The organism is Chitinophaga sp., assembly GCF_036566945.1.
Lineage (GTDB): Bacteria > Bacteroidota > Bacteroidia > Chitinophagales > Chitinophagaceae > Chitinophaga.
Window position 1 is genome coordinate 1 of the sequence record NZ_DATCVJ010000158.1, and the last position, 12244, is coordinate 12244.

Genomic DNA, 12244 nt, shown 5'->3' on the forward strand with positions numbered 1-12244 from the left:
CCTGCATCCCAAATCAAATATGAAACTGGATTGTTTGGAGAGCTGCGTCACCGCCGCCAATCCGCTGGCTTATGAGCCTATTACCGCCGGTGAGTACCTGGATGAGCGTTTACGTGAAATAGGGTTAAAGAAATAAGGCTATTCATAGCGAAGTCCCGGGAAACTATTTTTCCGGGACTTTACAAATATCCTGCGTATAAGCAAGTCATTCCTTAATGGTTTTCTCAATATGGTTATTCTTTAGATCCGAACATTCTTCCATGTTGGTGGGTGATTAACCTATCTAGTAACAAAACTGATCACAACGGACAAAAGGCCATATTCGTTATAACGAGTACCGATATTACAAGTATTGTGCCTTTATTAATTTAGGGCAGGATCAATATTAGCAACATCGTTGTATTTTGTCCGGATATTTGATTACCTTATAAATTCGTCCAATCGGAATTCACTTAAATTCACTGTGCTTCTACGTCATATTCCTTTCTTAAAAGCTGTGCTATTACATAGCATCACCGCCTACGGAGGGCCGCAAGGTCATCTGGCGATGATGATGAAAACATTTGTGCAGCAACGCAAGGACGTAACCGAGCAGGAACTGATGGAATACAATGCTTTCTGCCAGTTGCTACCGGGGGCGTCATCTTCCCAAACCCTTACCTTGATAGGCTATAAACGGGGTGGTGCTATATTGGCCATTATTACCCTGTTGATTTGGATAACGCCGGCCTGCCTGATTATGGGCTCGCTGAGTTTCCTATTGCAGTATTTCGGCAAAAACGCGCTCAATACAGATATCTTCAAATATGTACAGCCAATGGCCGTGGGCTTTCTGGCTTACGGCGGTATCAGGGCTTTCCGTATCAGTATTAACAATGTGGCCACCTTTGCCATCATGGTGGTGTCTATGTTCACTGCCTTTTATCTTAAATCACCGTGGACATTTCCGGCCCTGATTATATTAGGGGGCATAGTGTCCAATTTCAGTAACAAACGTATCCCCGGCGTGGCGGAAAAGCCACGAAAAATACAATGGGGTAATATCTGGCTGTTTGTATCCCTGTTTATGCTGGCAGGTTTCTTTTCCGAGCTGGCCCGTTCTCACGAATGGATCACCAGGCGGCCTTTTAACTTATTTGAAAACTTCTACCGTTTCGGTAGCCTGGTATTCGGAGGCGGGGATATCCTCATTGCGATGATGCTGGAGCAGTATGTAACCCGCGCCAAATCTCAATTTCTTTCTGCAGAAGAGCTACTTACCGGGGCTGGTATTATGCGGGCGCTTCCGGGTCCTACTTTTTCCATCTCCGCTTATGTAGGCGGTATGGCCATGCGCAACCTGGGTATGGGGTATCAGTTTCTGGGCTGTATACTGGCGCCGATTGCTATTTTCTTACCCAGCTTACTATTGGTATTATTCTTCTTCCCGATATGGAACAACCTGAAAAAATATGTGGTGATATACCGTGCGTTGGAAGGCATTAATGCCGTAGTGGTAGGGATTATGTGGGCGGCTACCATGATCCTGTTCTTTGTGATCCCCATCAATTGGTATAACCTGCTGATTATGGCCAGTACGCTGGCATTATTATGCCTTACAAAGGTGCCTTCCCCTTTTATCGTACTGGCGTGCCTGTTACTGGGCTGGTTGTTATGATGCGATGATATTATATTCTTTGATCTTATTATACAGGGTGGTAAGGCCGATTTCCATCAGCTCTGCCGCCTTTGTTTTGTTGCCTTTGGCATGTGCCAGCACCCGGATAATATGTTTCTTTTCCATATCGGCCAGGCGCAGGGAAGCATGTTCTTCACTGTTTCCCTGCTGAAAATCCAGTGGTAATACCGGTGTATCCAATATATCCGTATCCGTTAGAATGGCGGCTCTTTCAATTACATTGCGCAATTCGCGGATATTTCCCTTCCAGCTATGTTGCTGTAATGCTTGCAGGAAAGCGGGGGTGATAGCCGTGATACGTTTATTCATTTTGGGAGCAATCTGCTGCAGAAACCAGCTGGCCAGCAGTGGGATATCTTTACGCCGTTCATTGAGGGATGGCAGCGATATCTGGAAAGCAGATAAACGATAGTACAGATCGGCGCGAAAATGCCCGGCAGCGATTTCCTGTTCCAGCAGCCGGTTAGTAGCTGCAATTATGCGCACATCTGTTTTTGTTGGTTTGGACTCCCCTACTTTGTAAAACTCCTGTGTTTCCAATACCCGCAGCAGTTTGGCCTGTAATTCTATGGCCATTTCCCCTATTTCATCCAGGAAGATGGTGCCTCCGCGGGCTTCTTCGAAAAATCCTTTTTTATCTTTTACAGCGCCGGTGAAAGCACCTGCTACGTGTCCAAACAATTCACTCTCCAGGATCTCTTTACCGATGGCGCTGCAATTCACAGCCACAAAAGGTTGCTGACGGCGTAAGCTTCCCTGGTGAATGGCCTGGGCAAAAACTTCCTTACCCGCGCCGGTTTCCCCCAGTAACAACACTGTCATGTCTGATGGCGCTACTTTCTCGGCCAAAGCAATAGCAGCACGTATTTCGGGTGATTCTCCCAAAATATTACCAAAGTTATATTTACCGCCTATTTTCTTTTCCAGATCGCGGATGCGAACCTGCAGGTGGGCTTTGTCCATGGCCTTACTCACCAACGGCAGGATACGGTTGTTATCATCGCCTTTGGTGATATAGTCAAATGCGCCGTTTTTAATGGCCTGTACCCCATCGGCGATGTTACCATATGCCGTGAGCACAATCGTCTCAATTTCGGGGTACCTGGTGCGTATACTGCCCACAAGTTCTACCCCATTACCATCCGGTAGTTTTACATCAGAAAGAATAACATGTATTTCTTCCTTTTCCAGGATCTTCATGGCAGCCCTTACATTGGGTGCTTCATGAAGGGTATATCCTTCGAGGGCCAGCAGGCGGCTTAAAAGCTTCCGGAGCTGGTCCTCATCGTCGATAATTAAAATGTGGCCTTTAGACATATCCCTGCAAAGATAATAGTTCCTATGGCTCGTTGGGTAAGGTGGTTTTCTGATTGGATTTAAATACCATTGCTCCCAGTAATGCGGCGACTACGCCAACAAACAGATTCACGAAAATAATGTTGCCAAGAAAATAGATCCAGAAATTATCTTTCACCGTATCCTGTTCCTGCAGTGAATGAGACGGGTTACCTCCGGCCACAAAATGAAAAATGATCATGAATACGGCATAAATGATCGTGGCCAGTAAAGTGGTGCGCCACCCCATCGCAAAAGCCGACATAGCAGATCCTTTGTCATGGCGCACTTTATTATAATGAATGATAGATCCTAATACTCCTATAAACATGATGATATTTCCCACGTATCCCATCCACAGATTACCATATTGTTTGGTGACATAAAAAATAATAGTAAACACAATTGAAATAAGGGCCAGTCCATACCCGTACATGGGAAGAAATTTTCCTGACTGAGAAGGCTTTTCCATAACAATCTTTTTAAATGAAAAAATGATTACGCTTTTACAGTGCTTTCTATTTCACGTATTGCTTTCCGTAAGTCATTTTTAACGCTTTTAATATCGTGCCACAAATCCCCTTTTTCGTTTAGCCTTTTCAGTGAGTTAAATATATTAAAATCACTGATACTTAATTTTTCCGTCACTTCTTTCCATAACAGCGGCATAGATACGGTAGCACCGGGTTTCGGACGGGCAGAATACGGTGACGCCACCGTTTGTCCGCGGCTGTTCTGCAAAAAATCGATGTATACTTTCTTATTTCTCGCCGCTTTTGCCCTGACTACACTGGTGCTTTTAGGCAATTCTTCATTCACCTGGCGTGCAATATATTCCGCAAAGAGGCGGCTGCTGTCGTAACTCACTTTGGCCGTTCCTGTAGGAATATAAATATGTAAGCCGGTAGAACCGGAAGTTTTGCAGAAAGAAGTAATGCCAAAACCATCCAACAGGGCTTTGATATGTTGGGCAGTTTCCACTACATATTTAAAATCGATATTTTCCGGGTCGAGGTCCAGTATAATGAAATCGGGATTGTCCAGGGTGTTCAGTCTGGAGAGCCAGGGATTTATTTCTATACAACCCAGGTTCACCATATAGGCAAGTGTAGCTTCGTTATTACACACCAGGTAATCTACATTTTTTCCGGTAGAATCGGCCAGCAGCGGCACGCTCTTGATCCACGCAGGCGTTTGTGTGAGGTCCAGGTCTTTTTGGTAAAAAGAAGGCCCGTTGACCCCGTTGGGAAAACGATGCAAGGATAATGGCCGATCTTTCAGGTGTGGCAAAATGTATTTGGATATTGACAGGTAATAGTCGATCAATTGACCTTTAGTGATTTTTTCGTCGGGCCAGTACAACTTTGACTGATTGGTCAGTATTACTTTTTTACTATTTAATGTCAGTGTGCGGTCGTTTTCAGGTGTTGCCATGGTTAAATTTTTTTAGCTTTCTCCGGATGTACATCCTTCGCTGGTTTATCATCCCGTAATCCCAGGAAGATGGGTTGTCTTAAATGTCCGTCGCCGGTCCATTCCTGGAATTTCACCTGGCATACCAGCGTTGGCTTTACCCAGGTTACCGGCATATTGGTAGCTACTTTTTCTCCGAATGGCGACGTTTGGGAGATTAGTGGCTGCAGCCGGGCGTGGAGATCTGCTATGGTGGCTTCATTCAAGCCTCCGCCACAATGCCCGATATATCGCAGTTTTTTGCCTTCATACATACCCAAGACGAGGGCCCCTATTTTTTTTCTGCTGCCACGGGGAGCGGTATAGCCACAAATCAATGCCTCCTGCTCATTAATAATCTTTACTTTCAGCCATGACATTCCCCTTCTGCCTTCTTCATAAATGCCAGCTGTCTTTTTGGCGATGATCCCCTCCCACTCTTTTTCCTGTGCTTTTTTAAAGAAACGTAATCCATTTTTCAATACATGCGCAGAGAAACGGATGGTTTTATCATCGAGGTCATCGACAAGGTCTTTCAATAAACTTTTTCGCTCCAGCAGCGTAAGTTGCTGGAGCTCATAACCGTTCAGGTGTAGCAAATCAAACACCACGTATACCAGGTTGCCTTTACCCGTGGTCTTGTAATTTTGCAGTGCCTGAAAGTCTGATCTGCCTTTTTTATCCAATACAATAATCTCTCCGTCCAGTACCACATTATGCGAAATTTTCTCCACGGCAGCCACTACCGGAGGATAATCATTCAAAAATGATTTCTCATTCCGGGAGTACAACGCCACTTTATTATTTGCTACACTCGCAATAGCGCGATAGCCATCCCACTTTGTTTCGAATAGCCATTCGGCTCCATCAAAGGCGTCGCTGACAAGCGTTGCCAGCATGGGCTTGTATACTTTTTTGATGGCTGTTTTTTTAGCAGCAGCCTTACTTTTTTTTTCGGGAGATGGAGCTGCTTCCCCGGAGGAGCGTACCTGCACTACCGGTTTTTTTTTTGCCAACTGCTTCGCTGTGGCTTTTTCTTTTAATCCCTGTGCCTTTACTTTTTCCGGCGTATAGTCTTCACTGTTATACGATGCTACGGCGTATTTGTCTTTGTGTTTAATGAGCAGCCAGGCGTTATCTTCCTGGCCTTTCATTTTCACGAGGGCAAACTCACCTTTGAGTTTTTTCCCTTTCATGACTATTTTCAGGTCGCCTGATTTTAATTCTTTGAGGGCTTCCTTATCGAAGCTGCTGCCATTAGGATTCATCAGCTCAAAGGTGCCTTTATCCCAGATGTATACAGTACCGGCGCCGTAATTACCGGCAGGAATGGTGCCTTCAAAATCTTTATAATCATAGGGATGATCTTCCACTGCCATGGCTAGTCTTTTATCTGCCGGATTCATGGAAGGTCCTTTGGGTACCGCCCAGCTTTTAAGTACACCATCTACTTCCAGTCTGAAGTCGTAATGCAAACGGGAGGCGTGGTGGCGTTGCACCACGAAAACATGCTTTCCCTGCACTGCCTTACCAGCCGTGGGTTCCGTGGTTTCGGAGAAGTTTCTTTTTTGTTTGTATTTAGACAGGGTCATGATGCACGCTTTTTAGCTGCCGGTTTTCCGAGACTGGCCTTTAACTGATCAAAGAGGTCATCGCTCTTGGTATGTACTACCCGCATCTTTTTCACCACTGTTTTCTTACCACTGGCTTTGGCTTTGATAATTTTTAGCAGCTCTGCCTTATACTCATCTTTATACTGTTTGATATCAAATTTGGCGGTATACTGTTTTACCAGCTCCAGGGCCATATCCAGCTCTCTTTTGGCAAATTTGAAGTCATGCGGCAGGTTGAGTTCTTCGGAAGATCTCACTTCTTCTTCAAAGCGAAGTTGCTGCAACAGGAGGTAGTTTTCCCGGGGGCGTATCACGGACAAATGTTCCTGGGAGCGGAGCACAAAGCGACTCAAGCCTGCTTTACCTGTTTTTTCAAGAGATTGCAACAATAGGGAGTAGGCTTTTTCTCCTCCTTTTGCAGGCTCAATAAAATAAGCGGATTCAAAATAGATGTCATCTATATCTGTTTCTTCTACAAAGGATTCGATTTCTATGATCTTGCTTTTCTTTGGGCTGGCGGCTTCGAAGTCTTCGTCTTCCAGTACCACATATTCATCCTTATAGAGGTATCCTTTCACAATTTGTTCCCAGGGGACTTCTTTCCCGGAGGTTTCATTGACCCGCTTAAATTTGATATGTGCGAGATCTTTGCTGTCGAGCATATCCAGATCCAGACGACTGTCCTGAGTAGCGCTAAATAGTTTCACTGGAATGTTTACCAGTCCAAATCCTATAGATCCTGACCATATTGCACGCATGATGTAATAGTTTTGGTATTAATAAAAAGTTAACACAAATAGTACCACTATGATAAAACATCGCGGCATAACTTTTGGTTTTTGACATTTCAACTAAAACCCTTTTTTATGGAAAAGCCAGGTGAAATGACAACTTTATCAAGAGTGCTGGAAAAACTGCATGAGAGAGGCTTTGATCATGAACTAAACATGAGTGATCATGGCCGGTTACAGAATAAGGATGCGCAAAAGATTTATAATCCGGAAGACCTGACTATCATTAAAACCTATCGTTTTGAAGGAGAGTCGGACCCTTCAGATTCCTCTATCCTGTATGTACTGGAAGACAAAGACGGGCAGAAAGGCTACGTACTGGACGCTTACGGCGCTTACAGTTCGCACGAAGAGGCTGGATTTGATGAATTCATTCAGAAGATTAAAGTCGAAGACAGGGAGGAACAGCTCATATTTGCCTAATCCATCTACGCTATTTTACGGAAGCACAGTCAGGCATTTTCAAGGAATTGCAACAGTACTTTTTCATCCGCATGTAACCCGCCACTGGCGGGTTTACTGCGTTTAGCACGCAGTTGTTGCAGCCAGGGTTCCAGTGCTCCTTTTTCATAGCTCTCGAGGAGCTGCGGATGAATGTAATATTTCTTACACACGGCGCGGGTATTCCCCAGTTTGCCCGCCACACCGTCTATTATTGCTACAATATTTCTGCGGCATTCCGTTATGGATACGAAGGGGGTAAGATCAGCGAGCAGATTTAATGCGTTTACGGTGCCAGCCCAGGTACGAAAGTCCTTACAGGTAAATTCAGTTTCCGAACAGCATTCTTTGATATAATCGTTTACCTCTCCGGAATCGAGTCCTTTGTGATCACCGTTTTCATCGTAGTATTGAAAGAGCACCTGTCCCGGAACATCCTGTACTTTTTTGAGCAGTTTTGCCAGGGTGGCGTCCCGGAGTTCGATTTTATGTTCCACTCCCTTTTTGCCACGAAACTGAAAAAAGGCTTTGCTGCCATTTATTTTTACATGTTTATCGCGCAGGGTGGTTAGTCCGTGTGAGCCGTATAACCTTTCATAGGAAGCATTTCCAACGCGGATGAGGGTTTCTTCCATCACAGACAATGCAATGGCAATGACCTTCTCTTTATCGAGAGACGGGCGTTTCAAATCTGCGTGTATCCGTTTCCGTATGTCGGGTAATTTTTCAGCAAACTGCCTGAGGCGATAATATTTTGTTTCGTTGCGGGCCTTGCCCCAGAGGGTATGATAGCGATATTGCTTGCGGCCTTTGGTATCTACGCCGGTGGCCTGCAGGTGGCCATTGGGCCAGGGGCAAATCCATACCTGTTCCCAGGCAGGAGGCAGCACTAACCCGCGGATACGGGCCAGCACTTCGGTATCTTTTACAGTAGTGCCATTACCATCCTGATAAATAAAATCTTTGCCTTTCCGTATGCGGGTATAACCCGGCATATCGGCTTTTACGTAGCGTAGTTTGGCCGATTTGGCTACTGCCACGGGGTCTGTTATCTGATCAATACTAACCATTTATGATTTCCCCTCCATTGGGATGCAGGATTTGTCCGGTGAAATAACTGGCATCGTCGCTGGCCAGGAATACATAGCAGGGGGCTACTTCCACGGGCTGGCCTGCACGCTTTAAAGGCACATCTGTACCAAAGGTGGCTACTTCTTCAGGCGTAAAAGTAGCCGGTATCAATGGCGTCCAGATGGGGCCGGGAGCAACGCCGTTTACACGAATCCCTTTTTCTGCGAGCGAGGCCGAGAGTGATCTGACAAAAGAAACGATAGCTCCTTTGGTGGCGCTATAATCGATCAGGTGGCTACTCCCGCGGTAAGCCGTGACAGAGGTAGTACAGATAATACTACTGCCTTTGGACAAGTGTGGTAGTATTGCCTTTGTGAGGTAAAAATGCGGGTAAATATTGGTTTCAAATGTTTTGTGCAGTTGTTCGGCGGAGATATCTTCAATTCCCTTTTGCGGATATTGTACCGCAGCATTATTAACCAGTATATCTATCTTTTTAAAATTCTTTATTACCTGTTTAATAATATCTGTACAATGCTTTTCATTGCTGATATCACCGGCAATGAGCATACATTTCCTACCAGCAAGCGTAATGTGTTCACTCGTAATTTCAGCATCTGTATGCTCATTAAAATAGGCAATGGCCACATCTGCACCTTCCCGGGCAAAGGCTACTGCCACAGCACGGCCAATGCCGCTGTCGCCGCCCGTGATCAGCGCTACTTTATTATGCAACTTTCCCTTTTTTGCACCTGCTTTTTCAAATACAGGCAAGGGATTCATTTTTCCCTCCAGTCCGGGTTGTACATGTTGTTTCCGGGCTGGCCTTACTGTTTTCTTAGTATTTGTTTTTTGCATAAAAGTCAATTAAAAAAGGCCCCTGCAATAACAGGGACCTTTTGCAGTTTTTCCATTTAACAATTATAGAATCTTCCACTAGCTACATGGCTGCAGCTGCCTCATTCACGGTAGATTCAGCTACTTCTGTGAGCAGGCTGTCAGCATTTTTTTCTTCTTTTAATGTTTGCTCCAGTAATTTCGCCACTTCTTTATGCCCCATGATATTGGCCAGTGTGCGTAAACTGCCATAGGCAGATATTTCGTAGTGCTCAATTTTCTGGGAAGCAATGATGATACCGGCATCTCTAACCGCGGTATCTTCTTCTGTATCTGCCACGACCTCCTGTCCTTCTGCAATCAGCCCTTCCATGGCTTCGCATTTTTTTGCCTGTGCTTTTCTTCCTAACAATTCAAATACCTGTTCCAGTCTTGCTACATGATTTTTTGTTTCTTCCAGGTGATTACCGATGCAGGTAGATAATTCTTCTGAAGTAGCAGCTTTCTGCATTTTAGGCAGTGTTTTCACCAGCGTTTTTTCTGCCCAATAAATGTCTTTCAATTCGTCTATAAAAAGTTCATGAAATTTTGAACCTGACATTTTTTCGCTGCCGGCTTTTTTTGCGGCGCCATTGGCGGCTGATTTTGTAGTAGGCATTGTGAGCGTGTTTTTAGTGTAAAGAATGGTTAATGATTACCAGGTGTTTGTCTTTTAAAAGCTTGTTCCTTTTCTTCTCCGGCTTGCGGATCTGCAGGTTTCCGGGGATTGTCCCTTTCCGGCAGCTCTTCGGGAATCGGCTCTATTTCAGGTTTATCTGGTGGTGGTTGTACCGGTACCGGATCTTCCTTTCCAGGTTGTTGTTTGTCTGGAGCAGGAGGATCAGGGATAGGCTGTTTATTTTTATCCGGGTTATTCATAACTTAATTTTTTATGGGTAAAGAACTATTGTTAGTTATCCAAAGTTCATTCCAATGACGGTGACCCGGTGCCCACCATGTGTGACACATCTCCCTAAAACTACCCACCAGCAACGGTTACAAGGCATCTCTATCTCTACGGTAACAGTGTACATGATCAGATCCTGTAGTGTTCGCAAGGCATGTAGAATTAAATGGCATTCTGTGGAATATGTTGCTCAGAAAGACATTCCGGGAAAAACTACATTTTTTACTGTCAAATTTCAGACATAAATAGTAACTTGAAATGCTTTCTCAACATCCCATTAATCAGATGCATTTTTCAGTACACAAGAAAATACGACTAGGATTTTTTATTGCATTCACGGTGATCGTAGCTGCTTCGGTGTTCTCTTACCTGGTAGCTAAGAACCTGCTGGACAATGCCGGCAGACTTAATCACGCGATAGAAGTGTCCAAAAGGCTGGAAGTGATTACCCGTCAGCTAAAAGAGGCCGAAGCCGCCATCAGGGGGTATAGTCTTACCAAAGACAGCTCCTTTCTGGACCCCAGCATGCAGGAACGCAGCAACCGGATTGAAATGGAATACCTCCTGCTGCGAAAAATCACCGCCGATAATCCGGTACAACAACGGCATCTGGATACCTTGCGGCAATTGCTGGCTATTAAATATCAGCTGCTCAAAGTAGGTGGAGAAAAGTCGTCGCAACTGAACCCGCTATCGTCTGTAAAAGAAGGGGAAAAGTGGATGGATATCATCGACAATAAGGTGCGGGACATGATCCGGATTGAAGAGAACCTGGTGCAGGAAAAAACAGAGTTATTTCATTTCTTTGCGGTAATGTGGGTACCGATGATCTTCATTTCTTCTCTGGTGGCTATTTTGATAGGCATCTATTCTTATATTACGCTAACGAGAGAATTTAAATTACAGCTTCATATAGAAAGCCGGATGAAGTCTTACCAGCGGGACTTGCAGCAAAACATTTCCCTGCTGAATAAAACCAACCAGGAACTGGAGCAGTTTGCCTATGTGGCCTCGCATGATCTTCAGGAACCATTGCGAAAAATATCTACTTTCAGTGACCGGCTACAGATGAAATATAAGGAGCAGCTCCCCCCGGATGCCACACAGTTGATAGACCGCATGGTTTCGGCGGTTTCACGGATGCGGGTACTGATCAACGATCTGCTTATATTTTCAAGGGCGGGCCGCATTATGCAGGAAAGCATTATGCCTGTAGATATGAATTTGCTGTTGCAGGAAGTACTCAGTGACCTGGAAGTAACGCTGGAGGAAAAAAATGTAGAGGTAAAATATGATCAGCTACCTGTGATCGAAGGTAGTGATACTTCTTTCCACCAGCTCTTTCAGAACCTGCTGGCCAACTCCATCAAATTTGCCAGTCCGGAACGGCCGCTGAGTATAAATATCCATCATCAGATCCTGACCGGTAGAGAATTAGGTGTAGCGAAGGAAAGCCGGGGGAACGAGGCTTTTTGCCGTATCAGTGTGGATGATAACGGAATTGGTTTTGATCAGGCATACGCAGAGCGTATCTTCCTTATCTTTCAACGCCTGCATGGTATCAGCGAATATTCAGGGACGGGAATAGGATTAGCTATCTGCAAAAAAATTGTGGATAGCCATAATGGCTATATACAGGCTTATGGAGAGCCCAACAAAGGGGCTACGTTTATTATCATATTACCCCTGAAGCAAAAGCCTAAAAAAGGTGAGCATGAAGACTGATTAAAAGCCTAGCACCTTTATTGCTGTGATTTTTCTTTGCCCAACAACTAATATTAAGCAATGAGCGAGCGTCCAATAAACATTTTAATGATTGATGATGACGAAGATGATTTCTTTCTCGTAACAGAATTGTTGCATGACATATCGCCCGGGCAGTATATCCTGGAATGGGCATCTACTTACCAGAAGGGTATTGCTGCACTTGAAAATAATACGCATGATGTTTTCCTGGTAGATTATCGTCTGGGCCCGAATACCGGTATAGATATTTTGCACCGTATTCAGCAAATGCCCAATCAGCTGCCCGTAATTATGCTCACGGGTAAAGGCGACTACAATATTGACCAGGAAGCCA

At 44.8% G+C, this 12244-nt stretch carries 13 protein-coding genes; 4 read left to right on the forward strand and 9 right to left on the reverse strand.

Annotated elements, in window-relative coordinates; all coding sequences use genetic code 11:
- The first annotated feature begins 496 nt into the window (after positions 1-496).
- Positions 497-1657, forward strand: coding sequence for a chromate efflux transporter (chrA, locus tag VIP81_RS04590; protein ID WP_331957299.1), 1161 nt, complete (start codon positions 497-499; stop codon positions 1655-1657).
- Here the strand turns inward: chrA and VIP81_RS04595 are convergent.
- From VIP81_RS04595 to VIP81_RS04615, 5 genes are read right to left on the reverse strand one after another with little or no spacing between them, the layout of a single operon-like run.
- On the reverse strand, positions 1652-2995 hold the full coding sequence (locus tag VIP81_RS04595) for a sigma-54 dependent transcriptional regulator (RefSeq protein WP_331957300.1): 1344 nt from the start codon (positions 2993-2995) through the stop codon (positions 1652-1654). The two genes, chrA and VIP81_RS04595, sit on opposite strands and share 6 nt — an antisense overlap.
- A 22-nt stretch (positions 2996-3017) precedes the next feature.
- Positions 3018-3485: a hypothetical protein gene (locus tag VIP81_RS04600; protein WP_331957301.1), complete on the reverse strand. Its 468-nt coding sequence runs from the start codon at positions 3483-3485 to the stop codon at positions 3018-3020.
- Between the two features lie 26 nt (positions 3486-3511).
- Complete coding sequence (gene ligD, locus VIP81_RS04605; protein WP_331957302.1) at positions 3512-4447, reverse strand: non-homologous end-joining DNA ligase; 936 nt, start codon at positions 4445-4447, stop codon at positions 3512-3514.
- Between the two features lie 2 nt (positions 4448-4449).
- The gene (gene ligD, locus VIP81_RS04610; RefSeq protein WP_331957303.1) at positions 4450-6057 is read right to left on the reverse strand and encodes a non-homologous end-joining DNA ligase; all 1608 of its coding nucleotides are present in this window, start codon (positions 6055-6057) and stop codon (positions 4450-4452) included.
- The gene (locus tag VIP81_RS04615; RefSeq protein ID WP_331957304.1) at positions 6054-6836 is read right to left on the reverse strand and encodes a Ku protein; all 783 of its coding nucleotides are present in this window, start codon (positions 6834-6836) and stop codon (positions 6054-6056) included. Before VIP81_RS04615 ends, ligD (VIP81_RS04610) begins: the two co-directional genes overlap by 4 nt.
- Before the next feature lie 108 nt (positions 6837-6944).
- Between VIP81_RS04615 and VIP81_RS04620 the strand changes: the two genes are divergently transcribed.
- A complete protein-coding gene (locus VIP81_RS04620) occupies positions 6945-7292 on the forward strand; it encodes a hypothetical protein (RefSeq protein ID WP_331957305.1) in 348 nt (115 codons plus the stop codon).
- Between the two features lie 29 nt (positions 7293-7321).
- On the opposite strand, the gene VIP81_RS04625 is transcribed toward VIP81_RS04620, so the two are convergent.
- The 4 genes from VIP81_RS04625 to VIP81_RS04640 all read right to left on the reverse strand — a co-directional run bounded on the left by VIP81_RS04625 (position 7322) and on the right by VIP81_RS04640 (position 10136).
- Positions 7322-8350, reverse strand: coding sequence for a DNA topoisomerase IB (locus tag VIP81_RS04625; protein ID WP_331957306.1), 1029 nt, complete (start codon positions 8348-8350; stop codon positions 7322-7324).
- Positions 8351-8372: 22 nt separating this feature from the next.
- Positions 8373-9239 carry an SDR family oxidoreductase gene (locus VIP81_RS04630; protein WP_331957307.1) on the reverse strand — a complete coding sequence of 289 codons (867 nt, stop codon included), beginning with the start codon at positions 9237-9239 and terminating at the stop codon, positions 8373-8375.
- An 82-nt stretch (positions 9240-9321) separates the two neighbouring features.
- The gene (locus VIP81_RS04635) at positions 9322-9876 is read right to left on the reverse strand and encodes a ferritin-like domain-containing protein (RefSeq protein ID WP_331957308.1); all 555 of its coding nucleotides are present in this window, start codon (positions 9874-9876) and stop codon (positions 9322-9324) included.
- Positions 9877-9905: 29 nt separating this feature from the next.
- Complete coding sequence (locus VIP81_RS04640) at positions 9906-10136, reverse strand: hypothetical protein (protein WP_331957309.1); 231 nt, start codon at positions 10134-10136, stop codon at positions 9906-9908.
- Positions 10137-10449: 313 nt separating this feature from the next.
- Between VIP81_RS04640 and VIP81_RS04645 the strand changes: the two genes are divergently transcribed.
- Both VIP81_RS04645 and VIP81_RS04650 read left to right on the forward strand, forming a co-directional pair.
- Entirely contained in the window at positions 10450-11889 is a 1440-nt protein-coding gene (locus VIP81_RS04645) for a sensor histidine kinase (protein ID WP_331957310.1), read from the forward strand.
- A gap of 87 nt (positions 11890-11976) precedes the next feature.
- The coding region (locus tag VIP81_RS04650; protein ID WP_331957311.1) for a response regulator at positions 11977-12244 on the forward strand (268 nt) is incomplete at its 3' end.